Raw genomic sequence first — 24,555 nt, forward strand, 5'->3', positions numbered from 1 at the left:
CAGAGTACAGTAAATGGCCTTTTCCTCAGCCTTTCTAAGGACAAAAAACTCTTTCCCACAAACGGGGCATGCTTTTTTCACGTAAGACATTGTAAACACGCATTCTCTGTATGTGAGTACTTTTTTAATATTCGTTTTTATATATCACCTACTAAGATAACGCAATAAAATATAAACTTTCTTATTAAATTTATATATATCTTTGGTAAGAAATTAAATTCATTTTACTGGAAAACTCAATCGCATTTAATAAAACGTTATACAGGAAAACAGACTGCTGCTCAGATATAATTTAACTGCTAAAAACTTTAGATACTCAAATTCAGTCAAATTTATTTATTAATGCAGTTATAAGGAAACTTTTGAGGTTAAACTCAGTTCTCACCGTAACTCTTTATACTAAACTATTTGAGGTAATACATTTATCTCTCGTGATGGGTTATATTCAAGAAAAAATGATTCAACCTGTAGAGTCGTTATATTTTGAGAAACAAGGTTGAAGCTGATGCCTGAGCAGGCTATTAATTTTAAAAGCATAAAATTCAGAGGAATGCAGGAGGTATCCTGAATTAGGCCGTTAATTTTTGGAAATGGGAGAATCCTGATCTGTGAGGACGAAAGGGGAACGATAAGAGACATTTATTTCCCATATGTGGGGCTTGAGAATCATGGGAATACGATAAAGGCTGGCATATGCGATCTTGACTCCCTTTACTGCAGCTGGCTTGAAAACTGGAAAATTCAGCAGAGGTATAAGTCCGAGTTTAAGGAAAATTTCTGTGAACGTATTCTTGAAATCTCAGAGAGGAGCAGGGAGGTCGGAAGAGGGGAAACCAGTACTGAGAGAGGCAATCAGGAAGTTCCTGAGGTTTGCAGGGGAATTATCTCGAATATAGGGGAAACAGTATTCGAAAATCCTGAAATAGGGCTCAAAATTACGGTCTGGGAGGCTGTCCACCCCTCAGTGAATATCTTTTACAGGACTTTTGAGGTCAGGAATACTTCAAATTCGGTCAAGCACCTGCGCTTTTTCTCAAACCAGAATTACCGGATTCTCGAGACTAAAATCGGAGAAACTGCTGTAATTGATAAACATACGCTTATCCATTACAAGCGCGACCGTTATTTCCTGCATGCGAGTGACCCCGCATTCGACCAGTATGCGGTCGGGACTGCAGAGTGGAAAGGGCTTGAAGGCACCTGGAGAGATATGGAGAGTGATGCTTCCCTCAGTGGAAATCCTGTAGCTCATGGCTCGGTAGATTCCACTCTTGGCTGGACCCTTCCCGAACTGAAGCCCGGAGAATCGACAAGGCTGCACTACTGGATAGTGCTTGGAAAAAAGTACTGCAGTGTACTTCAGATTCATAAACGGGTGAAGGAAGCCGGAAGAAAAGCCCTTTTCCATCATAACTTCAATTTCTGGAATTCATTTACTGAGCAAGTATCGGTCCTCCCGGAGTCTGCCAGGATGTCGCAACTGCCTGAGCGTGTTTCAAAGTGCTTTTACAGAAGTCTGCTTGCAGTTGTCGCCCATATGGACATTACAGGCTCGATAATTGCGTCCTGCGACTCCGATATAAAGCAGTTCGGGGCAGACCTTTACAGTTACTGCTGGCCCAGGGATGCAGCCTGGGTCTGCCTTGCTCTAGACAGGGCACGGTATCATCATCTGACCGCCGAGACCTTTGAGTTTTTTTCGAAAATCATCACGCCCAGAGGCAACTTCCTTCATAAATACACGCCTGCCGGGGATTTCGGGAGCACATGGCATCCCGTGCCTATGATTCAGATCGATGAGACCGGGCTTCCTCTTTATGCCCTCTATAATAACTGGGAGATTGAAAAGAGTGTCTGGACCACAGGCAGGTACTACAGACAGCTTATAATCCCAACGGCTAATTATCTTGCTAAATCGATTGACAGGGAAACAGACCTCCCGATTTCGAGTTTCGACCTCTGGGAGGAGCGAAAAGGCGTGCATACCTACAGCGCATGTACGGTCTATGCCGGCCTTAACGGAGCCTACGAACTCTCCCGCTCGCTTGGCGATTACGACAATGCAAATCTCTGGAAGGAAGCTGCCGAGCGCGTCCGGAAGTCTATCCTTGAGAAGCTTTATGATGAAAGGCTGAGGCGCTTCCGCCGGGGGCTTGACGACGCCACTCTTGATTCCTCGGTCTTTGCCGTCTGGTACCTCGGAATTCTTCCTCCCGACGACCTCAGGGTAGTCCAGACAATGGAAGCTATCGAACGCGATCTTAAGCGTCCCTCAGGCGGAATTGCTAGGTATCTTCACGACACCTACTTCGGCTACATGAACAGCTGGATTATCTGCACGCTCTGGCTGTCCCAGTGGCATTCCGCCGTCGGCAACCTGGACCGCGCCCTCGAACTCCTTGACTGGTGTGCAGCCCATGCCCATTCCGCAGGCCTCTTCTCCGAACAGGTCGACGACAGAGGTAACCCTCTTTCCGTCCTCCCCCTGGCCTGGTCCCACTCCGCCTACATCCTCGCAGTCCTGGAATACCTGCAAGCCCTTGAGAAAAAAGAAGGCGGTGTCTGTGATTATCCTGGATAATGAGCAGTTATAACTTTGAAAGGGTGGGCAGAGAGAGTGAAATAATTCTAACGCAAAATGTTTCTAAGTTAAATCGATGCGATCCTTCCGGCATCAGTTATAATATACCCGCTTTCCCCGTCGGCTATGTAGCCCATTGCTTTGAGTTCCCGAAGGTGGTTGTAGGTCATGCCCTTGGAAATCCCGGCAGTTGCGGCTATCTGGGGAACCGAGGATACTCCTTTCTGGATCTCTTCGAGTATCAGTTTTTTTGTTTCCGACAGATTGAAACTCAGCACCGGAAAATCAATCATGAAACTATCCTCTTCGGTCACATACACAACTCTCTGAACCATATCATTCCTCGCATACGCCCCGAAAAGCGCCCCAAAAGCCTGCGGCTTCCGCCCGCCCGACACGTTGACAATTACCTGGTTGCCCCTGGCATGTTCCTGCTCAATAAGCTCAGCAACATCTTTTGCCACGCGCACCGTGTCATAAACAGATGTGTACTTTTTCTCAATCTCAAGCGCATTTTTAAACGTTTTTTCAATCATTTCCTCAGACTGCACCTTCTTATCAGGCGCCCCTTCTTCTGACAGCAATATGATTTTCGAAGGGGAAAGCCGTGTCACGCAGATAATAACAGGCTCAAGGGAATAGATTGTGGAGATAAGTGTAAGCTTTGACATTAAGTGTTTATTATTGTGGAGGGGGGTTAAATGTTTTACTGTGTGAGTGTTATCCTATTTTTCAGTTAAATCTATTGATTATTATAATTAATTTTAGAAATGCATATATAAGATGTAGACAATGAATGTCTTAGGTTCACAAGTATAATCTAAATTTAAAAAAGATATTCTTAATAAATTGGCTTTAATTATTTATTATATTTTTTATGAGGGTGTAATTTCTGTGATCGAAGCGATGAAAGAAATTGGTGAATATGCGCTCGAAAAAGAAAATAAAGATTTAAGCGATATCGTATCAATATTGGTCGAAGATCCTGCAACCAATGAAAGTTATAAGCATGTATTCTTTATCAAGTTGGTCTCGATCAATGATAGTTTCGAGTTTAAAGGAATTGAACATCAAGAGTATTCAAAAGAAAAAATTAAAAAATACCTCTATAAAAGCGGGTCATCTAGAGGGCCGGACATTACTCCTACTTCAAGAATCACTGAAGTTAAAAAAACTTTTTCTAACAAGATCATAGGTTGGTTTTCAAAGCCTTTGGATGAAGCAAAGCCTATACTAGATAATAATGAAGTACAATATTTGGAAATTCTTGGACAGTACATAAAAGAAAACGAAGAAGCAATACTCTCTGAGCTTGAATCTAAAGTAACTTCTGTTGATGCAAAGGAAAAGTCGATATTATCCTTGATGTTTGAAGAGAATGGTTCCATCAAATATATTGGAGATATTGAAGCATTTAGGAAGATTCTTAAAAATAATGGAGCTTTAAAATTCTACAGCAAATATGGTGTTGTTTCTAAGGATGAAAATAAGGTATGCTCTATTTGTAAATTATGTAAAGAAGTTTATGGTTTTGTTACCCCTTATGAGTTCTACACCGTAGATAAGCCTGGTTTTGTTAGCGGTGGATTTGACCAGAGTAAAGCATGGAAGAATAACCCTGTTTGTCTTGAATGTGCTTTGAAAATTACAGCAGGAAAAGAATATATCGAGAAATATATGTCTTTTAAGCTGTATCGTTTTAATTATCTTTTAATTCCAAAGTTCATTACTAAAGAACATAAAAAAGATGAAGAAAACCTGTTTAGGATATTCCAACAGTTTAAAAATAAAAAGTTCAATTTTGATAAAGATTATCAATACTTTTTACAGGAAAATGAAGAAGATATATTGGAAATCTTAAGTAAACAGGAAAATTTCCTCAATCTAAATTTCCAATTTTATGAAAAATCAAACTCTGCATATAGAATTCTTTTGTACGTTGAAGATATTCTTCCTTCAAGGTTGAATAAACTTTTTGATATTAAGGGAGCAGTTGACAAAAAAAGTATTTTCACTAAGAACTATGATAACAATGATACTAAACCTATCAGATTTACACTAGGAAATATTGGACACTTTTTCTTAAATGGCCGCGGAAATTCTAATATGGATAAATATTTTTTAGAAATTATAAATGGAATATTTACTTTCAAAGCTATTGACTACGATTTTTTACTGAAGCATATCATGGATCGCATAAGAGAAGATTTCCTGGCGGACAAGTCTACAAATTTATCTTTATTATTGGGATTTCAAATGTTAGATTTCTTAAACCAGTTAAAATTATTAGCAAACTATGAAGGAGGCAAATATTTGAGCTCTAAGGATTTAGTGGCTTTATTAGAAGATGTCGAGTTTAAAGAAGAAAATAAATATGAGGAACATATAAATAAAATTTTTTCGGAATTTGAAAGCTTCTTCAATACAGATGCAAAAAGAGCTATATTTTTAGAGGGCATACTTACACAATATTTACTTAATGTACAGTGGCATAACAGGAATAATACGCCTTTTAGAGCAAAGCTTAGAGGGTTAAATCTCGATGAGCGTTATGTGAAGAGACTTTTACCTGAAATACAAAATAAGCTTGAAGAGTACAATGCAAATTATTACAAAGATCTTGAGTCATTAATCGCGAAATACATGGTTCAGTCAGGAACCAACTGGAAAATGCCAAATGATGAAATAAGTTTTTACTTTGTTCTCGGCATGAACTTATCTAATTATCTAAAATCCTTTATGAACAATAAGGAGGAAAACAATGACTGAAATAAAAAATAGATCTGAAATTATCTTTTTATATGATATAAAGGACGGGAATCCAAACGGCGACCCACTGGATGAAAATAAGCCAAGAATTGATGAAGAAACTGGAATTAACCTCGTGACCGATGTCAGACTTAAGAGAACAATCCGCGATTATCTGTACAAATTTAAAAATCAGGAAATTTTCGTGCGAGAAATTCCTGATGAAATGGGAAATATTCAAGATGCAAAACTAAGAGCTAGAGATTTTTTAACCATTAAAGAGCCTTTCAAAGCTCTTGAAATCGGAAAAAAGGACATTGATGAAAACATTCTTAATGGATGTATTGATGTTCGTCTCTTTGGTTGCACAATCCCTATTGAATTGAAAGTAGAAAATAAAAAAGATAAAAATAAAGACAAAGATAAAGATAACGACAAAGATAAAGACAAAGATAAGTCTGGCTCAATAACTCACACTGGGCCTGTACAGTTTAAAATTGGAAGATCAATGCATAAAGTTTTTATGAAACACTTCCGAGGAACTGGAGCCTTTGCTTCTAAAGAAGGAGCAAGTAAAAAGACTTTCCGTGAGGAAGATTTTCTACCATATTCTCTTATCAATTTTTATGGAATAATAAACGAGAATGTGGCAAAGGAAACTCGTATCTCTGAAGATGATGTCAAACTGCTTTTCGATGGAATGTGGAATGGAACTAAAAATTTGATTTCAAGATCAAAAATTGGACAGATCCCACGTTTTCTATTCGTAGTAAACTACAAAGAAGGAAATTACCACATTGGAGATTTAAACAATTTCATTTCTTTGCAGTCCGAGATAATTGATGAAGAGATCCGAGATATTTCACAGGTAAGAATTGAAGTTCAAAAACTGGTCGATAAATTGGTTGAAAACAAGACCAAAATTAAAAATGTCCAGTTATGTAAAGACGAAGCTCTTGTATTTACATACAATGGTGAAAAGAAGGATCTCAAAGGATGCCTTAAAGACGCTGAAATTGAAATTGAAGAGTTATCACTGTGAGCTAAAACTATGAGGGTATTAGTATTCGATATATGGGGAGAGTTTGGACATTTCCGGAAACAATACACAACAACTTCTCCTCTTACTTTTTCTATTCCTCCGAGAACCTCAATTGCTGGTATGATTGGTGCAATTATAGGACTCGAAAAAGATGAATATTTGAAGTATTTTTCGAAAAATAATGCAAGTATTGCAGTAAGAATAATATGCCCAATCAAAAAAACTAGGATTGCGGAAAATCTTATCGACACAAAATCTGCAGATTTGATGAGTAAAATTAAAAATAGGACTCAAATAAGATTTGAATTATTAAAAGATGTGAAGTATAGAATTTATTTTTCTCATACCTCTGAAGAAATATACAATAAACTGCACTCTCTGTTAAAGGATCACAAGTCAGTATACACTTTATGTCTAGGTCTAAGTGAACACATTGCTAATTACAAATTTATAGGAGAAATGGAGGGTGTCAGTGAATTTTCGGACTCTGAAAAAGAAGTCCATTCTATAATCCTCGAAAAAGAACTCTTGAAAATCAATTTCGAGGAAGGAAAAGAATATTTTTCAGAAACTATACCATTAGAGATGTTACCTGAAAGAGAGGTATCAGAGTACGGCAAAGTTCTATTCGAAAGAAACGGAAAAAGTATAGTTGCGAATGTAAAAAACTTATGGAGACTTGAGAATGGGGAAGGAATTGTCTTCATGTGATTTCTATCTTCATTCACATCCAAAAAAAACATTATTTGAACACTTATCTAACGTAGGTAATAAATCTATTTTAACTAGTGATGCAAAAAACTTATCTCTAGAAAAATTTGGGATTGATCAAAATACTTTTTCTGAAATTGCGTTTCTTATCGGAATTTGTCATGATTTTGGGAAAGGTACGAAATATTTCCAGAGATATATTTTAGAGACAGATCCAGCCATACAGAGGAGCTTAAAAAACAGAAAAGAATATCATCATGGACTTATTTCAGCTATTTTCACATATTATATTTTAAGAAAATACATAAGCTCGATAAATGGTAATAAAAATCTGGAGCTTATTCCTACTATAGGGTACTTAACTGTAAAAAGACATCATGGTAACTTAAAAGATGCCGAGGATGAGATTAGAGAGTTGAGAGATGAAGATACCCTTCAAGTTATTGATCTTCAAATAAAGTCGCTAGAAACAAACGAGTTGAAGTTAATATATGAGCGGCTACTGCATAGTTATAGTATTCCTTTTGATATTGATATTTTTTGCAACGAATATCGTTCCATTGCTAAAGAAATCTTAAAAAATAGAAATACGTTTGTTGCATTGCTCCAGAAAGAGCAGTTTACAGGCTATTATCTAATGACATTAACTCTTTATTCAATTCTTATAAACTCTGATAAAATTGATGCATCTTCTATTGACGTTTCCAGTAAAACAAATATCCCACCTGATCTTGTAGATCGGTACAAGGTAAAAAGGGGTTTCCAGAGTAATGAAAGCGTAATCAATAGAATGCGTAACGAAATTTATAACGAAGTAACAGAAAACATTGAAAAGCTTGATCTCGATAATAAAATTTATTCGATAAGTGTCCCTACAGGATCAGGAAAAACTCTCACATCACTTTCATTTGCGCTAAAATTGAAAGCAAGATTAAAAGAGGAAAAAAGAATTAACTCAAAAATAATTTATTCGTTGCCTTTCTTGAGCATAATAGACCAAAACTATGATGCTTTTGAAGATGTTTTTAAGACAGTTTATATGGTAAATCCTACTGAGGATATATTACTTAAACATCATCATCTTGCCGATATTTTTTACAAAACGCAAGATGAAGAAGAATTTGAAGGGCTTAAAAGTTTATTTTTAATTGAAGGGTGGAATTCTGAAATAATCGTTACTACTTTTGCCCAGTTTTTCCACACAATAATATCTAATAAAAATCGCTCAATCAGGAAATTTCACACAATTGCGAATTCGATTGTAATACTTGATGAAGTCCAGTCGATTCCCCACAAGTACTGGTTATTGCTAAGACAGATAATTTCGGGGTTTGCTGAGTACTTTAATACTTACTTTATCTTTGTGACAGCTACTCAACCTCTTATCTTCGACCCCGAAAAGAAGGAGATAATTGAGCTGGTAAAAAACAAAGATAAGTATTTTGGGGAACTTGATCGAATTAAATTGGAAATAGACCTAAATCCAATGAATTTGGATGAATTTAAGGAGATAGTTGAATCTGAAGCGAGAAATGAACCAAAAAAAGACTTATTGGTTGTGTTAAATACAATTAAATCTTCTCTATATATCTTTAATTATCTAAACAATCTGAAACTTGAAAATACAGATTACTATTATCTTTCAACTAACATAATCCCAAAAGAAAGACTTAAAAAAATTAAGGAAATAAAAGCAAAGTCAAACGAAAGGAAAATTATTGTTAGCACTCAGCTTATCGAAGCTGGTGTAGATATAGACGTCGATATTGTCTACAGAGATTTTGCTACGATTGACTCAATAAATCAGGTTGCTGGGAGATGTAATAGAAATTTTTCCACAGATGAAAGAGGAAGTGTAAAAAGGGGAAAAGTGAAGATCATAGTACTGAAAGATAAAACGAAAGAACTCAGTCGATATATATACTCAAGTTTTCTCATTGATAACACAAAAGATGCTTTGAAAGAAAGCTCCTCTGAAATCTTCGAAAAAGACTTAGTCTTTTTAAACAATAATTATTTCCGGAAAGTCAAAGATTTCTCAAGTGAGGACGAATCAAAGGAACTACTTTCATGTGTTAACGAGCTTAAATTTGAAGCTCTCACTTCAGATTTCAGGTTAATAGATGATAAAGCAGAATATGAAAAAATAGACGTATTTGTCGAATTAGATGATAAAGCGGTTGAAACTTGGAAAAATTACATCTTGCTAAAATCTATTAAAAATCCTTTGGAAAGAAAAGAAAGGTATCTAACAATCCGGAAGGATTTTAATGAATACCTGATCTCCGTACCCAAAAAAGATTTTTCCTGTGAAGAACTAGAGGATCTCAATATCGGATATATTCCTTTTGAACAAACAAAACATTATTATGATCCTGAAACTGGTTTTGTCTTTGAATTAAAACCTACCCTAATGGGTGATTGACATGAGAGTCAAAACGCTAACTTTAACTCTTGTTCCTGACCGAAAAGTAAGGACAAACGCCTCAAAGCTACGAGGGTTTTTCGCAACCCGGTTTAATGAATATACACTTTTACATCAACATAACTGCGATAAAGTAATTTACATGTATCCTTTAGTCCAATATAAAATTTTGAACGGCATTCCTCTAGTTTTCGGAATAAACGAAGGTGTAGAAGTCCTCCAAGAAATTTTCAATAAATATGAGAAAATCGAGCTAGGCGAATCCACTTATGAAATTCAAGAAAAAAAAATATCATTTAAAGAACAGGAGTTTGGCCTTTCCGACAAATTCCACACTTACAGCTTTGAAACTCCCTGGTTTGCCCTCAATCAGGAAAATTTTACTGATAAATATCAGAGAATGAATCCTGAAGAACAAAAAGAACTCCTTCGGAGAACTCTGGTCGGAAACATTCTTTCTATGTCCAAGTCTCTTGGATATACTGTTCCCAGCCAGATAAAATGTGAGCCAGACCTTCAGCCCGGCGTAGGCAGCATGAAAGGAGTAAAAATTGCTACGTTCAAAGGGAAATTTATGGTAAATTTCCTCATCCCTGACTATTTCGGCCTTGGAAAATCCGTATCGCGTGGTTTCGGGACGGTGAAAAGATGCAGCTTGTAATCAATTCTCACGGTTCATTTTTAAAAAAGCAAAACAATTGTTTCCTTGTTAAAAACGAAGACAAGATTTTCGAAGTCTCGGAAAAGAAAGTTGAAAGTATTTTAATTACTACTTCTGCAACCATTACTACCGATGCGATCAAATTTGCGGTGGAAAACAATATCGATATTGTTTTTCTGGATAATTTCGGGGACCCTTACGGGAGGGTGTGGCATTCGAAGCTGGGAAGCACGACTTATATAAGAAGAAGGCAGCTTCAGATTTCGGAAGAGCAAGAGGGATTCAGGCTGGCAAAAGGGTGGGTTGAGCAGAAAATCGAGAACCAGATTCTTTTCCTGAAAGACCTTAAAAAGAACAGGCCTGAGCAAAAAGACGAACTCGATGATTATATTGCTGCAATGATAGAAACCAAAGCCCAGCTTGAAGCGCTTGAAGGAACTCTTGATGAGATGCGCGGGAAAATTATGGGGTTTGAAGGAATGGCTTCCAGAAATTATTTTGGGGCTTTGAGTTTCCTTTTGCCTGATAAATGGAAATTCAATGGCAGAAGCCGGAACCCTGCAAAGGATGAATTTAACTGTCTTTTGAACTATGGGTACGGGGTTCTGTATTCGAAAGTGGAAAAAGCGTGCATTATAGCAGGGCTTGATCCTTATGTTGGTTTTAACCATACGGACGACTATAACAAGAAATCTTTTGTGTTTGACCTGATAGAGATGTACCGCATCCATATCGATAGGACTGTTTTCAACCTTTTCTCGAAAAAACAGGTAATGGATAGCTTCTTTGATGCGATTCCGAACGGAATGACCCTTAATAAAGAGGGAAAAGCTGTACTGATCCAGGCTGTCAATGAAACCTTCGAGAAAGAAATAAGTTACGGAGGGAGGAACATAAAAATCGGAAACACAATCCAGTTCGACTGCCACAGGATTGCAAACAGCTTGATTGGGAAATGAAACAGTAAAACAATGAGTCATATAATGAGATTCTAAAATATTATAATATGAGACCTGGAAATAATACAGAGGGGATTGGGTTTGCTTGTCTGGGTAATATATGACATTACGGATAACAGGACTCGCCAGAAGGTCAGCGACCGCTGTAAGAATTATGGGCTTTACAGGGTTCAGAAAAGCGTGTTTCTGGGGGACCTGAACACAAATGATAGAGAGTCTCTGGGGCTTGAATGCGAAGAACTGATTGACACGGAAAAAGATTCTGTGTACGTATTTCCTATGGACGAGCAATCTTTTAAGAAAGTCCTGCTTATCGGGCAGGCTTTTGATAAGGACCTTGTCAGCGACGAAGTGATAACCAAGTTTTTCTAAAATCTTTTATTTTTTCTAAATTTCTCCGAATTTCTCTAAGTTTTCGAGGGAAGATATGACAAAATCTGAGTCCATAATAGCTGAGAACGATCTGGGAGCAGGCACTCAAAAAGATATTGGAAACGACATCGGAGGCGATGATGGTGTATATGCTGAAACTGATTCCGGAACAATAATCCGAATTTCAGACGTGCTTGAATACCTGTTCTGTTCCCGTTTCATTTACTATATGTACTGTCTGGATATCCCTCAACATGAAGAGAAAAGGTTTAAGGTCTTAAAAGGTCGCGAAGTTCACGAAACCAGAAAGCTTACAAACAAGGATTACCTGCGGAGAAGTCTGGACTGCATCAGGAAAGAAAGCAATGTTTTTATTGCCTCAAAAGAGCGCCATATAAAGGGGATCGTGGATGAAGTCCTGTTTCTGGAAGACGGCACAGCTGCTCCGCTTGAATACAAGTTTGCCGAATACAAAGAAAAGGTCTTTAAAACCTATAAGTTTCAACTCGTCTTGCAGGCGCTTTTGATACGGGAAAACTACAATATTGAAGTAAATCGTGCATACATTTGTTTTACACGCAGCAACAGCCTGGTTAAAGAAATCGAAATTACCACCACTGATTTAAAAAAAGCTGATAAAATAATACAGGAAATACTCGATATCATTCAAAAAGGTTTATATCCCAAGACCTCCAGATCTTCTAGAAAGTGCGTAGATTGCTGTTACCGGAATATCTGCGTATGAAGTGGTTTTTCTTGTATTTATAAAGGGTTTGATAATATCCCAACAAGAATTTTAGTTTTAATATAGGGCTGATCTCAGGCTTTTTCTAGCCAAATAACGGAAAATTTTGCCCTATTCGCGAGCAAGATCCATTAAAACAAGGATTGAAACCAAACACCTGCAGCAAAAATAGCTCCAAAGATACAGTATTCGCGAGCAAGATCCATTAAAACAAGGATTGAAACTAAAATAAAATATTCTGTTATATAAACAGTTTAAAATTCGCGAGCAAGATCCATTAAAACAAGGATTGAAACAAGGAAAAAGAGAAAAAGAGAAAGTGATTATAAAGATTCGCGAGCAAGATCCATTAAAACAAGGATTGAAACAAAAAGATGTTGAAAGTGGGCGTGGAATAAATGGCCATTCGCGAGCAAGATCCATTAAAACAAGGATTGAAACCTCATACGCTTTTTTTCGTGCATCTCCAAAAAATCATTCGCGAGCAAGATCCATTAAAACAAGGATTGAAACTAATATTATTGCTCTTGACATTTATAGTGGTAGAATTCGCGAGCAAGATCCATTAAAACAAGGATTGAAACCCTGAAGCTCGTCCTTTGCGGCTTGATTTGTAATTATTCGCGAGCAAGATCCATTAAAACAAGGATTGAAACTTTTCCCGCCTTCTATTGGTACGGGTTTTTTAGAGTATTCGCGAGCAAGATCCATTAAAACAAGGATTGAAACAATATCTTTGAAGATATATAGGATAGTACACAGAAAATTCGCGAGCAAGATCCATTAAAACAAGGATTGAAACGAATATACATCGAGCCCGTCTGAATCTATGAAGAATTCGCGAGCAAGATCCATTAAAACAAGGATTGAAACCCTGGATGTCAGCGGCTGCGCTTGCTGCACTTACGGATTCGCGAGCAAGATCCATTAAAACAAGGATTGAAACATTACAGTTCCTTCCTGAATTCCTGTTGCGTTTGACAATTCGCGAGCAAGATCCATTAAAACAAGGATTGAAACTTACCATTTATCCACCTGTCGCCTTTTTCATTTTTATTCGCGAGCAAGATCCATTAAAACAAGGATTGAAACAGAGTACACAAACCGGACAAAGAGATGGGGGGGAAGAATTCGCGAGCAAGATCCATTAAAACAAGGATTGAAACAACAAAAACTGGGGACCTCTCAATAAACAGCTTGATTCGCGAGCAAGATCCATTAAAACAAGGATTGAAACTCAACAGTTCAGAAAATGTATCACAAGGACTATTCATTCGCGAGCAAGATCCATTAAAACAAGGATTGAAACCTGTTAATTAGGGAGTAGAATATTATGGTTAATATTCGCGAGCAAGATCCATTAAAACAAGGATTGAAACCATTTGTTACAGGTTGAAAGTGTTGTTCCATCAGTATTCGCGAGCAAGATCCATTAAAACAAGGATTGAAACGTGAGTATATTGATCTTAGGGTTCATTGGTTGAGAATTCGCGAGCAAGATCCATTAAAACAAGGATTGAAACTAGCTATCCAATGCGTTCCACATATCCCACAAACCATTCGCGAGCAAGATCCATTAAAACAAGGATTGAAACAGTTAAAGGCACTAAACCTGTAGTTGGAGTACATTCGCGAGCAAGATCCATTAAAACAAGGATTGAAACAAATCGGTAAAAATGCAGATGAAGCGCAGGGAGCTATTCGCGAGCAAGATCCATTAAAACAAGGATTGAAACTGAGACATTTTATAGCCTTTCTTTTTAAAGGCGTTGATTCGCGAGCAAGATCCATTAAAACAAGGATTGAAACAAGAAAATGTCTGATGCCTGTATTAATGTTAGTAATCATTCGCGAGCAAGATCCATTAAAACAAGGATTGAAACAACTTTTCTTTGCACTACTGGCGGCTTGCTTAAATTCGCGAGCAAGATCCATTAAAACAAGGATTGAAACTAATGCTGGAAAAGACGTAGTCCAGAAACTCATAGAATTCGCGAGCAAGATCCATTAAAACAAGGATTGAAACTCAAATATTATAAATGATTTCATTAACAGACGGCTAATTCGCGAGCAAGATCCATTAAAACAAGGATTGAAACTTGCTGTGTATGCAGGATAGCCGGCTGGATGGAGCATTCGCGAGCAAGATCCATTAAAACAAGGATTGAAACAGTGGCGGGATTACGGGACCATAGAAAACCCAGACTATTCGCGAGCAAGATCCATTAAAACAAGGATTGAAACTCTTCATATGCCCGCGCCCGGTCCTCAATTGTGCCTATTCGCGAGCAAGATCCATTAAAACAAGGATTGAAACGGAAACTGGACGAAGAGAAAGCAGAAATTCAGAAAAATTCGCGAGCAAGATCCATTAAAACAAGGATTGAAACAAAAGCAGCAGGAAAGTCTGACTAAAAAGCTTGAAGAAATTCGCGAGCAAGATCCATTAAAACAAGGATTGAAACTATTTAGTAATTAGATGCCTGCTTGCTTCAAGTTATTCGCGAGCAAGATCCATTAAAACAAGGATTGAAACCATCAAGGAAAGGTACTACCAGAAGGAAAAGACAAATTCGCGAGCAAGATCCATTAAAACAAGGATTGAAACGCATTTTTTTGATTGAGAGGGAAAGCGAGTCCCTCGATAAAAAGATTCGCGAGCAAGATCCATTAAAACAAGGATTGAAACTAATTAGGAATGTATTCTATAATCACAACATTATGATTCGCGAGCAAGATCCATTAAAACAAGGATTGAAACCGGATTATATGGTAAAATCCCTGGAATACGGGGAAATTCGCGAGCAAGATCCATTAAAACAAGGATTGAAACCAGCTTTCCAGAATTCTTGAAGTCCTTGAAAAGATATTCGCGAGCAAGATCCATTAAAACAAGGATTGAAACCAGTCGAAGGAGAGGACGATATAGAAGTTATCCGATTCGCGAGCAAGATCCATTAAAACAAGGATTGAAACCAAAAGATGGAGCTAACAATCTAGTAACAGATACAGAGATTCGCGAGCAAGATCCATTAAAACAAGGATTGAAACGCAAGTGCCGGGTACGACGTCGCGGCCATGACCGCCCATTCGCGAGCAAGATCCATTAAAACAAGGATTGAAACCAATGTAACTGCTTCACTTGCTACTTCGGCTCAGATTATTCGCGAGCAAGATCCATTAAAACAAGGATTGAAACAAATTGCGACCGTCTTGCCGTTGCTCCCCTTGTTGGTTATTCGCGAGCAAGATCCATTAAAACAAGGATTGAAACTGTCAGATAAGGTTGCCAATGTTCCCATTGTCGCATATTCGCGAGCAAGATCCATTAAAACAAGGATTGAAACCATTAATGCTGTGGGGGATGTCCTAACCGATTGCGAATTCGCGAGCAAGATCCATTAAAACAAGGATTGAAACGTTCCAGTAGAATGTTTTATCCTTCTGATAATAGTATTCGCGAGCAAGATCCATTAAAACAAGGATTGAAACTGTGGTCCTGATCTTTTTCACAGTAGGAACGATATACAATTCGCGAGCAAGATCCATTAAAACAAGGATTGAAACTGAGAGAAAATGAAGAAGAGTACCCCCATACATATTCGCGAGCAAGATCCATTAAAACAAGGATTGAAACTAGGAGTACAATTCAAGACCGGCACTAAGCAGAAATTCGCGAGCAAGATCCATTAAAATAAGGATTGAAACATCCTCACAGATAGTTATGGAGATAGCAAAGATTTATTCATAAGCGAGATATTAAAACAGGGATAGAAACCGGACTGTGGAAGAGGAATAAAAACATGACTGAAGACATGGATAAAATAGCATTGGAAGGTCAGATAAAAAACATTCAAACTTTGATCGAGCTTGACGAAGAAGACATTAAAGGCTATACAGAAGATCTGGCTACCCAAAATATAACAGAAGGGCCTTATTATGACGAAACAATGGAGATCATAAGAGAGAAAAAAATCCATGTAGATGGATTATATAAAAAACTTGAAATTTTAAAGGATGAAACCCTATCATCTCAAGAAAGGATGATACGTTCCTTAAGGGTATCTTAATCCCTTTAAGATTACTGAAAACAATAAAATTACTCTCAGGACACATCTGATAGAATCGAAATGGCATGTTTCCGGAGTATGCTGCTATTATTTGAGCCGCAAGGTCGCCTGGGCGCTCAGTAAAATCATGTTCGCAAGCAAAATCCATTAAAAGTTTGATCATGCCGTTTCAGGTTTTTGATCAAACTTTCTCTCGAAATACAGGTACCCTGTCTCTTCTTTCAGGAAAGTGAAGCCGTGCTTTAGATACATGCCGATTGCTTTCGTGAGGGTTGAGTCGGTCTTAAGGATCACGCCCGAGCAGTTTTTTTCCGCAAAGTCAAGGGCAGTCCTGAAGAGCTGTTTCCCGTTGCCTTTGCTCCGGAAGGCTTTTTTAAGGTAAATGCGCCGGATCTCGCACTGGTTCCGGTCGAGTTTTCGGACGCCTGCCGTGCCTATGACTTTGCCGTCGGCAATTCCTACGAAAAACGCGCCTCCGCTTCCAAAGTAATAACCATTTATGTCGTTGAGGTCGGCATCTTTTAGCCTGTCGGGCTCAAAACCGTGCTCCTTCAATACTTCAAGGACAACCTCACGAACTTCTCCCTTTCTGGAAGCATCGTAACTCTCGATAATCATTCATTTCCTCCGTAAACCTGGCAGTGCCGCTATTGTTCACCTGTCGGTTTTCAGGCTTTTTCTCAATGGTTCGGGATTGAAGTAGTTCCGGGAATTGAGATATTTCTCCGGGTTATTAAGGAAATCCAGCGAAAGGGTATAAAATATTTCGGTACCGGTAATAAGGATCGGTTCATCAATATCGAACGTGCACGAATGGTTGATTTCCACGATTCTTTTTTCCGGATTCCGGGTGCCCAGGGAAATGAAAATTCCCGGAAGTTTCTGCAGGTAATTTGCAAAATCTTCCGCAGCAAAGGTTTTTTCGATTTCAGGATAGACCGTAAGTTCCGGGAAACTCTCCTGCAATTTTGAATTTACCGCAGCCGTGAAAGCAGGGTCATTCACAAGGACATGATAACCGTGCAGTACATCAAGCTCGTAGTCAGGATAGCCTGAAAATTCCTCTCCCGGTTTCTCATATCTTTTTACGATCTCGTCCAGGCATTCCTTTATTGTCCTGTCAATAATGTCTGTAGTCTCCCGATCAAAGGTCCGATAACTCCCAAGAATCTCTACCGTGTCAGGAAACCTGTTGAACTGAGCTCCTCCTTGAATCCTTCCCACCCCAATGATATACTTATCCGGATCGAGCTGCCTTTCCAGGGCAGGATAGAGGTCGCTTATAAAATCCGTTGCCATCCGGACGGAATCGATGCATTTTTGAGGTAGTGATATATGGCCGCCTTTTCCTTTGAGGACTATTTCAAATCGGTTGGTGCTTGCCATAAAAGGCCCCGGGCGGAAACCCACGCTTCCTGATTCGTGATTGGTAAAGATGTGCATCCCTATGATCGCATCCACACCTTCAAGCCCTCCCTCTGCAATTACCCTTGCCGAGCCGCCAGGAGGGATTTCTTCCGCAGGCTGGAAGATAAGGCGAACCTCACCCGGAAAATTCCGATTCTCCTGAAATAGCCGCGCAGCTCCAAGAAGCATTGCCATATGCCCGTCGTGCCCGCAGGCGTGCATAACTCCCGTGTTTCTTGAGATGTAGTCACTATTTCTTTCAGTTAATTCTTCCTGTACCTGTAATCCGTCCGTATCGGTGCGAAGGGCAATACAGGGGCCGGGTAAAGTCCCCTTGATACTTGCAAGTACGCCGGTATCTGCAATTTTTCTGGCTTCTATCCCCAGTTCTCCAAGTATTTTCAGGATTCGCTTCTGGGTCTCATATTCTTTAAAACTGAGTTCGGGGTATCTGTGAAATTCGCGCCTGAGCTGTATAATCCAGGTTTCAAGCGCTTCTGCACTCGGGTTCTCTCTCAAAAGCATTACCTCGGATGTTCTGCACTTGCAGTCTATTCCGTCTACTGGTATGTAACGTATACTATCGGTTACATCTACTGTCCGTAATATCCATTGATCGTAACCTTACATGTTTTTAACTTCAGGAGGTTCTATTTCAATATAGTTTATTTGTGTTTTATTTAATTCCTTCCTTATATTTTCTTAAATATTAGTAAATCCAGGTATATTATTCCATTTTATTAAGTTATTCAGCGCAGAACTTTTTTCAAAAGGCTTTTACCAGAGCTTTTCGCTAAAGCCTTTTTTCAAAAGGCTTTGAGCTAAGATACCTGATAATTATATACATGAATGGTACAATACATTTCTTGCTATTTATTATAAATTCTTATAAAGCCCGGCCGTCGAAATTCCTTAAAATCCGGGTACTCTTTGGCACTCTTATAAATTACAGAGATGGTATAAATGCTTAAAACACGCCTGAGGGATTTTCTTGTCACGAAAGACAACTGGCTCTTTGCAGTTTCCGACTATTTCCGAACTGATGGAATCCGGGCCACGCTCCGCTATGTGCCCGATGAAAAAGGGGAGAGGGAGTTAAACGGGTTACGATACAAAAAATACGATTTTGGCCCGGCTTTTGAATTCATGAGGGAGCACAGGCCCGAATGGGTGCAGGATGTTCATGTGGTTCCCGAGGCTGAGGTAAAAAAGGTGCTTCGCCCCTCCGATGTAATTCCCGAACTTGTAAACTCGGACAGCCGCGTAAGAGCAATTGTAAAAACACTTGATCTGGCAGGCATTCCCAGGACCAGCATGGGAGTTACGGGCTCAATGCTTGCAGGTCTCCAGAACGAAAGCTCGGACATTGACTTTGTTGTATACGGTCCTATGTGGTTCAGGGCAAGGGATGCAATAACTGCTGCAAAGCAGCAGGAAGGTCCAGTTGGGGAAATCGACGAGGAGATGTGGCAAAGAATCTACAGGAAGAGAATTCCCGATATTTCTTTCGACGAATTCATGCTGCACGAATCCAGGAAAGGTAACAGGGGCATGGTTGAGGGTACTTACTTTGACCTTCTTTTCGTAAGGGAGTGGGACCAGATAAAAGAGCCTCTTCTGCGCGGAAAGGATACCGTAAATCTGAAAATCGAGGCAAGGGTCGAAAATGCTGATTTCGCTTTTGACAGCCCTGCTTATTATAAAATCGAACACGATGAAATAGACCATGTGCTCTCATATACTCATACCTATGCAGGTCAGGCTCTTCCCGGAGAACTTATAGAAGCCCGGGGCATTGTCGAAGAAGTAGGGGATATCAAGCGGCTTGTCGTGGGAACTTCAAGAGAGCCAAAAGGGGAATGGATAAAGTCTCTGACCTGGCTTGAACAGTGCGGATACATATGAAAAACAAAAGGTAACTAAAGAAATTCTGACTTCTTTTCCGGACAGTCCGGGCTGAAAGAAATGGTTTGAAAGAAAAATGAAATCCGGAAAAAAGGCCTTACAGGAAATTATTTATAGCCTGGCTTCTGTCCCATTTGCTTCTTCTTTCCCCGGCCTACATCCTTTTCTTTAATACAACATACAAAAACATTAATTCAGCGGCAGCAAAGGCTGCTTCAAACCCCGGGGAGCTTTCTTCTTTTTCCATGTTTGAAGCAGGAGTTCCCTGTTTTACCTCTTCAGGGACCTTTTCCCTATCAGATATTTTCTCCTCGTTCAGGGCCTGGTTTTCTCTTATTCTGGCTGGAGAAATTTCAACCGATTGAATTTTCTCTTCAGTGCTCGAAATTGCAAAAGGAGAAAAACCCGGAGTTTCTGCGGTAAAATAGAAGTAATTTTCATTTTCTCCAGTGAGAGCTGCAGGCAGTGGTCTCCATGAGTCTTTACTGTACCGGTACAGGGTTACGGTATTTTCGCTCACTCCCTGTTCGGTAATCCAGTCCCTGCTCACTCTGAAATTTATAACAGCATTTTCAAGGTTTTCCGGGCTTGAAAAACCACTGTTTCCGATCCAGATATTTACGTTCCTGTAAACCTTTCCGGGGGCAGGCTCCTTAACGATTGAAGATCTGTTTTTCAATATCTCTACAATAGCGGTTGTTTTCCCAAAGTTCCTTTTCGGATCGAATTCTACAGAAACGATTTCATTCATCCCGCCTTTAAATGTAAAACAGGTGTGGGTACCTTTGAAAACCTGCTCGTTTGAAACTTCCTTTAATTCAATATTCCTGGTTGATTCCGGTGAACCCGCGCCTCCCCCGCTTCCCCCGCCTCCGCTTCCTCCGCTTCCTTTGTATTCTCCGTTTCCTTCAGGAGCAGGAGACTTTTCACTTACGGTTATGTATCCTGTTTTTGTCCTGGTATTGTTTCCATAAGTACTGTTAATTGCCTTTAAGGTGACAGTGTAAGTACCCGGGTTTTCATATGTATAAACCGGATTCCTTTCTTTTGAGTCAATGCTTCCATTCCCATCAAAGTCCCACTCCCAGGAGTCAGGAACGGGGGCGGATAGGTCTGTGAACCGGACAATAAGGGGTGCAGCTCCGGTGAGAGGGTTTGCGGAAAAATCAACTTCAAGAGATGGGCAGGTAAGTATTACTTCGGAAGAACCTTCCACAGGGGCAGCAGGAACAGAATAAGCGGAAACCGCACCCGAGATTGTAAAGTTTCCGGGCTGGGAATTCAAAGGCACGGTCACATTATACACAACTGTCCTTTCTTTCCCGGCTGAAAGGTTCTCAACCCAGATCCACTCAAGAGTGGACGCTTTGAATGTGCTGATGTTCTGGAACATAGTCCCGTCATTTTCCAGCTGGTCTGCCTGCCATCCGTCAGGGAGATCTTCATCCAGTTTCAGGGCTTCAAGCTCATGCTCTGCCTTTATATGTACGGTTACCACAAAACTTTCGCCTGGATAAACTGTCCCGACAGAGATCTCCCTGTTTGCTTCTATTCCTGCGGCTGAGGCAGGGAATGCCATCCAGACAAGCAGAAAAATCAAAGCCAAACCTGAAACAAAGCCTGACAGTTTAATCCGGCTTTTCGTTCTGAAAACCCTGGTGATGTTCATAATACTAAGTCCTTAATTATTTTCCAGATCTCTTCCTGCGCCTGATTCACTCTTCAGCTCGTTTTTTTATTCTTTCCAGCTTATTTCCGCAATCGAATCCGCATTCCGGCTTATTACCTTTTATTTTGACCTCTTCTTCGGGTTTTTCTTTTACAGGCAAAAATTATTAGTTATGTATTGGTGTATATTATTATAACTGTTTCCTGCGTTTTTATCCCGATTATTATACTATAGAATCTTTTATACCGGTTCATTCTAAAAAACAGTAACTGATTAAGGGATAGATAGAAAACCTTACAGGAAACCTTATGGCAGGCCAGTAGAAAACCGGCTGGATAACTTCAAACGTATTTGTAGTCAAAGCCAAATATAAATAACACAGTTGCCTATTTATCTATTATGAAAAAACTAAAGAGTTATCTCTGGTTTATTCTGGCTTTAGGCTTGATTTTTACCGTATCGGCAACTCTGGTGTATCCTGATTTTGCCTTACATCATGATTTTACGGAAAACAGGAATCAGGCAGATAGGTCTCACACTGTTGTCAACGGGATCAAATCCAGTTCAAGCGTTGTTACTGAAGTGGAATCTCCAAACCCTCTGGCTATTCTCAAGGCAGGGGCTGCTACAACGGATTCAGGCACCGAGGTTACTGTTTATGACAATAACCTTGCCCTTATAAAGGAAAAAAGGGAACTTGAGCTCGATTCCGGAGTTAACAGGGTTGAATACGGCGATGTGGCTGCCCTTATTGACCCGACATCAGTAGTGTTTGAAGACACAAGGGATAATGACACTGCCGTGCTTGAACAGAATTACGAATACGATCTTGTAAGCAGCGAGAAGCTTCTGCAGAAATTTCTGGACAGGGAAATCACGGTAACCGAAAAGGAAGGAGAAACATACACAGGCACGCTGTTAAGTTATGACGATGGAGTAGTGCTCAGGTTAAGTGACGGAAAAGTCATAACGATTTCAGAGGTCTCAAAAGTAGAATTCCCGGATTCGGCAGACTTACTAACAAAACCTACACTGGTCTGGCAGGTCTACTCGCCTTCGGCAGGCACGCGGGATGTCCTGACATCCTATCTTACGGGCGGTATGAGCTGGAAGGCTGACTATATCGTAAAAGCCAGTGCAGACGATACGAAAGCTGACGTTCAGGGCTGGGTCAGTATCAACAATGCCGCAGGGACAACTTATGAAGATGCCAGGCTGAAACTGGTCGCAGGAGAAGTTCACCGCGTAGTCGCGCCCACATCTCCTCGATATGAAGAAGAAGTTGAGGAAGATGTCGCAGAAGGATACTCAGGGGCAAAAGATAACTTTGTTGAGGAAGCCCTTTTTGAATACCACCTCTACACTCTTGAAAGGCCGGCTACCCTCAAAAATAACCAGGTAAAACAGCTTTCCCTGCTCTCTGCCGATGCCGTGCCCGTAGAAAAGGAACTTCTTTTCGATGTTACAAAAAGTAACGATGTCCGGGTTGTCCTGACCCTGAACAATTCAAAAGAAAAAGGTCTGGGGATGCCCCTTCCTGCCGGAACCCTGAGAGTTTATAAAGCCGATTCCCAGGGTCAGCTCCAGTTCCTCGGGGAAGACAGGATAGAGCATACCCCGAAAGATGAGGAGGCAGAGGTTGTTGTCGGAAACGCTTTTGATGTGACAGGCAAGAGAACCCAGACAAACTACAACAGGGTAACCCTGTACGCCTGGAAAGAGAGTTATGAGACCGAGATCAAAAATCACAAATCTCAGCCCCAGAAAGTGAAGATTCTGGAACATTTCTACGGTGAATGGAAAATCACAAACACCTCTGACCCATATGAGAAAAAAGACGCCTTTACTGCCGAATGGGAAATAACAGTGCCCGCGGACAGCTCAAAGAAAGTCACCTACACTGTAGAACAAAGCTACTGAATTAAAACCGGCAGAGAACTGATAAATCCAGATATCCGGATTCTACGCACCCTGTAACTCCAAAAATCCATCAGGGATTTTTTATTCATAAGGACATAAAAAACGGAAAAACAAAAAAACAGAAAGACAGATAAACGGAAAAACAGCAATAAATATTTCTTTTTTATTCTGCCTTACCACGCCGTTGCCAGGGTTTTTCGATCAAAGCTTTTACAAAATGGTTTGTGAAAATGGCTTCATCCTCCGTAGTCGGGACTCGGCCGGCAATTCTGCCTGCAAAAACTTATTACTACCATCCCCGCAATTAACCCCTCAGATGATTATAGGTGTAATGGGACCCGAAGGCTCATACTCGGAAAAGGCTGCAAAGTTATGGATTTTGAGACACGGGCTGGATGGTGCGGAAATCAGGTATTTTGCAGATATAGAGGATGCGTTTCTGGCAGTGGTACAGGGGAAATCCGATTTCTCAGTAATCCCGATAGAAAATTCTATTGAGGGCTCGGTAGGGGTTACTCTCGATCTGCTGCTTGAGAACGGGGCTGAGATCGTCGGAGAGGTAGTTGTCAAAATCGAGCATTGCCTGCTCTCGAAAGGCGGGCCTGAAAAAATCAGGGTCATACTTTCGCATCCGCAGGGACTTGCCCAGTGCAGGCACTTCCTGAAGACGAATTTCCCTGGAGCCGAACTAAGGAGTACGGGCAGCACTTCCCATGCAGCAAGGCTTGCAGGAGAATTTGAAGAGATGGCAGCAATAGCTTCCCCCGAAGCTGCCGAGCGCTATGGGTTAAAAGTGCTTCTCTCAAATATCCAGGACCGTAAAGAGAATTACACCCGTTTTATTGCTTTGCAAGCTGCAGAAGAAAGTCCGGCTGAACAGGTTTCAAGTTCCCAAAAAAACGAACCGGATAAAGCAAAACCGCACCTCTGTCCTGAAAAGGGATCGGGGCACGAATTTTACTCTGAAAGTGAAGTCATGTCTGAGAATTCCAGCCTTCCGGCTTGCAAGACCTCTATTATAGTATATCTGGAAAAAGACAGACCTGGGGCATTATACGAAATTCTCGGGGCTTTTGCAAAAAATAGGATTAACCTTACAAGGATCGAGTCAAGGCCTTCAAAAAAGGAGCTTGGGGATTATTACTTCTATATCGATTTTGAAGGGCATGCCAGCGATACACTTATAAAAAAGGCGTTAGAGGATATAAAAAGTAAAACCGATACGTTAAAGGTACTTGGGTCTTATCCCGCTTTTAAAGCACTGTAATTTTTGGCTCAGACCACAATTATTCAACTTTATAGTTTTATAACTGGCTCCCTTTTGAAAATGCAAAAACCGG

17 protein-coding genes and 1 CRISPR repeat array are annotated in these 24,555 nt (G+C 39.9%); of the genes, 13 read left to right on the forward strand and 4 right to left on the reverse strand.

The genetic code is table 11. The features are described from left to right. The first annotated feature begins 652 nt into the window (after window positions 1–652). On the forward strand, window positions 653–2,581 hold the full coding sequence (locus EQO05_RS05820; protein ID WP_240664375.1) for a glycoside hydrolase family 15 protein: 1,929 nt from the start codon (window positions 653–655) through the stop codon (window positions 2,579–2,581). Between the two features lie 68 nt (window positions 2,582–2,649). Here EQO05_RS05820 and csa3 read toward each other — a convergent pair whose 3' ends face one another. Further along, on the reverse strand, window positions 2,650–3,252 hold the full coding sequence (gene csa3 / locus EQO05_RS05825; RefSeq protein WP_128504654.1) for a CRISPR-associated CARF protein Csa3: 603 nt from the start codon (window positions 3,250–3,252) through the stop codon (window positions 2,650–2,652). A 223-nt stretch (window positions 3,253–3,475) separates the two neighbouring features. Between csa3 and EQO05_RS05830 the strand changes: the two genes are divergently transcribed. The 9 genes from EQO05_RS05830 (at window position 3,476) to EQO05_RS05870 (ending at window position 16,314) form a co-directional block, all read left to right on the forward strand. Next, window positions 3,476–5,350, forward strand: a complete 1,875-nt coding sequence (locus EQO05_RS05830) for a TIGR02556 family CRISPR-associated protein (RefSeq protein WP_128504656.1) — start codon at window positions 3,476–3,478, stop codon at window positions 5,348–5,350. Then, window positions 5,343–6,371: a type I-B CRISPR-associated protein Cas7/Csh2 gene (gene cas7b / locus EQO05_RS05835; RefSeq protein ID WP_128504658.1), complete on the forward strand. Its 1,029-nt coding sequence runs from the start codon at window positions 5,343–5,345 to the stop codon at window positions 6,369–6,371. Before EQO05_RS05830 ends, cas7b begins: the two co-directional genes overlap by 8 nt. A 9-nt stretch (window positions 6,372–6,380) precedes the next feature. Continuing rightward, window positions 6,381–7,082 carry a type I-B CRISPR-associated protein Cas5b gene (gene cas5b, locus EQO05_RS05840; RefSeq protein WP_128504660.1) on the forward strand — a complete coding sequence of 234 codons (702 nt, stop codon included), beginning with the start codon at window positions 6,381–6,383 and terminating at the stop codon, window positions 7,080–7,082. Beyond that, on the forward strand, window positions 7,057–9,507 hold the full coding sequence (cas3, locus tag EQO05_RS05845) for a CRISPR-associated helicase Cas3' (RefSeq protein ID WP_128504662.1): 2,451 nt from the start codon (window positions 7,057–7,059) through the stop codon (window positions 9,505–9,507). The genes cas5b and cas3 overlap by 26 nt, the downstream gene beginning before the upstream one ends. Window position 9,508: 1 nt before the next feature. Then, the gene (locus EQO05_RS05850) at window positions 9,509–10,168 is read left to right on the forward strand and encodes a CRISPR-associated endonuclease Cas6 (protein ID WP_128504664.1); all 660 of its coding nucleotides are present in this window, start codon (window positions 9,509–9,511) and stop codon (window positions 10,166–10,168) included. Next, window positions 10,156–11,127, forward strand: a complete 972-nt coding sequence (gene cas1, locus EQO05_RS05855; protein ID WP_128504666.1) for a CRISPR-associated endonuclease Cas1 — start codon at window positions 10,156–10,158, stop codon at window positions 11,125–11,127. The genes EQO05_RS05850 and cas1 overlap by 13 nt, the downstream gene beginning before the upstream one ends. A gap of 81 nt (window positions 11,128–11,208) precedes the next feature. After that, window positions 11,209–11,499: a CRISPR-associated endonuclease Cas2 gene (gene cas2, locus EQO05_RS05860; RefSeq protein ID WP_054298559.1), complete on the forward strand. Its 291-nt coding sequence runs from the start codon at window positions 11,209–11,211 to the stop codon at window positions 11,497–11,499. Window positions 11,500–11,554: 55 nt separating this feature from the next. Then, window positions 11,555–12,244 (forward strand): CRISPR-associated protein Cas4, encoded by a 690-nt coding sequence (gene cas4 / locus EQO05_RS05865; RefSeq protein ID WP_240664376.1) that lies wholly within the window; start codon window positions 11,555–11,557, stop codon window positions 12,242–12,244. Between the two features lie 113 nt (window positions 12,245–12,357). Beyond that, a CRISPR array of direct repeats spans window positions 12,358–16,022; the repeat unit is 37 nt; unit sequence ATTCGCGAGCAAGATCCATTAAAACAAGGATTGAAAC. A 25-nt stretch (window positions 16,023–16,047) separates the two neighbouring features. Then, entirely contained in the window at window positions 16,048–16,314 is a 267-nt protein-coding gene (locus tag EQO05_RS05870) for a hypothetical protein (protein ID WP_128504668.1), read from the forward strand. Window positions 16,315–16,473: 159 nt separating this feature from the next. Here the strand turns inward: EQO05_RS05870 and EQO05_RS05875 are convergent, their stop codons facing one another. After that, window positions 16,474–16,932, reverse strand: a complete 459-nt coding sequence (locus tag EQO05_RS05875; protein WP_128504669.1) for a GNAT family N-acetyltransferase — start codon at window positions 16,930–16,932, stop codon at window positions 16,474–16,476. Window positions 16,933–16,968: 36 nt separating this feature from the next. Next, window positions 16,969–18,246, reverse strand: a complete 1,278-nt coding sequence (locus EQO05_RS05880; RefSeq protein WP_128504671.1) for a M20 family metallopeptidase — start codon at window positions 18,244–18,246, stop codon at window positions 16,969–16,971. 438 nt (window positions 18,247–18,684) lie between these two features. On the opposite strand from EQO05_RS05880, the gene EQO05_RS05885 reads away from it, so the two are divergent. Next, window positions 18,685–19,626, forward strand: a complete 942-nt coding sequence (locus EQO05_RS05885; RefSeq protein WP_128504673.1) for a nucleotidyltransferase domain-containing protein — start codon at window positions 18,685–18,687, stop codon at window positions 19,624–19,626. Between the two features lie 154 nt (window positions 19,627–19,780). Here the strand turns inward: EQO05_RS05885 and EQO05_RS05890 are convergent, their stop codons facing one another. Then, the gene (locus EQO05_RS05890; protein WP_128504675.1) at window positions 19,781–21,295 is read right to left on the reverse strand and encodes a PGF-pre-PGF domain-containing protein; all 1,515 of its coding nucleotides are present in this window, start codon (window positions 21,293–21,295) and stop codon (window positions 19,781–19,783) included. 444 nt (window positions 21,296–21,739) lie between these two features. Here EQO05_RS05890 and EQO05_RS05895 point away from each other — a divergent pair, with 444 nt between their 5' ends. Together EQO05_RS05895 and EQO05_RS05900 are read left to right on the forward strand one after the other, a co-directional pair. Beyond that, the gene (locus tag EQO05_RS05895) at window positions 21,740–23,215 is read left to right on the forward strand and encodes a DUF4139 domain-containing protein (protein WP_240664377.1); all 1,476 of its coding nucleotides are present in this window, start codon (window positions 21,740–21,742) and stop codon (window positions 23,213–23,215) included. Between the two features lie 316 nt (window positions 23,216–23,531). Beyond that, a complete protein-coding gene (locus tag EQO05_RS05900; protein WP_240664378.1) occupies window positions 23,532–24,482 on the forward strand; it encodes a prephenate dehydratase in 951 nt (316 codons plus the stop codon). Window positions 24,483–24,555 lie beyond the last annotated feature (73 nt).

This window comes from Methanosarcina sp. MSH10X1 (assembly GCF_004099695.1).
Classification (GTDB): Archaea; Halobacteriota; Methanosarcinia; order Methanosarcinales; family Methanosarcinaceae; genus Methanosarcina.

What these genes read in the sequence shown, in the direction of transcription:
- csa3 (WP_128504654.1), bottom strand. Translation starts at nt 3,252, where the DNA reads ATGTCAAAGCTTACACTTATCTCCACAATCTATTCCCTTGAGCCTGTT.
- cas7b (WP_128504658.1), top strand. Translation starts at nt 5,343, where the DNA reads ATGACTGAAATAAAAAATAGATCTGAAATTATCTTTTTATATGATATA.
- cas5b (WP_128504660.1), top strand. Translation starts at nt 6,381, where the DNA reads ATGAGGGTATTAGTATTCGATATATGGGGAGAGTTTGGACATTTCCGG.
- cas3 (WP_128504662.1), top strand. Translation starts at nt 7,057, where the DNA reads ATGGGGAAGGAATTGTCTTCATGTGATTTCTATCTTCATTCACATCCA.
- EQO05_RS05850 (WP_128504664.1), top strand. Translation starts at nt 9,509, where the DNA reads ATGAGAGTCAAAACGCTAACTTTAACTCTTGTTCCTGACCGAAAAGTA.
- cas1 (WP_128504666.1), top strand. Translation starts at nt 10,156, where the DNA reads ATGCAGCTTGTAATCAATTCTCACGGTTCATTTTTAAAAAAGCAAAAC.
- cas4 (WP_240664376.1), top strand. Translation starts at nt 11,555, where the DNA reads ATGACAAAATCTGAGTCCATAATAGCTGAGAACGATCTGGGAGCAGGC.
- EQO05_RS05870 (WP_128504668.1), top strand. Translation starts at nt 16,048, where the DNA reads ATGACTGAAGACATGGATAAAATAGCATTGGAAGGTCAGATAAAAAAC.
- EQO05_RS05875 (WP_128504669.1), bottom strand. Translation starts at nt 16,932, where the DNA reads ATGATTATCGAGAGTTACGATGCTTCCAGAAAGGGAGAAGTTCGTGAG.
- EQO05_RS05880 (WP_128504671.1), bottom strand. Translation starts at nt 18,246, where the DNA reads ATGCTTTTGAGAGAGAACCCGAGTGCAGAAGCGCTTGAAACCTGGATT.
- EQO05_RS05885 (WP_128504673.1), top strand. Translation starts at nt 18,685, where the DNA reads ATGCTTAAAACACGCCTGAGGGATTTTCTTGTCACGAAAGACAACTGG.
- EQO05_RS05890 (WP_128504675.1), bottom strand. Translation starts at nt 21,295, where the DNA reads ATGAACATCACCAGGGTTTTCAGAACGAAAAGCCGGATTAAACTGTCA.
- EQO05_RS05900 (WP_240664378.1), top strand. Translation starts at nt 23,532, where the DNA reads ATGATTATAGGTGTAATGGGACCCGAAGGCTCATACTCGGAAAAGGCT.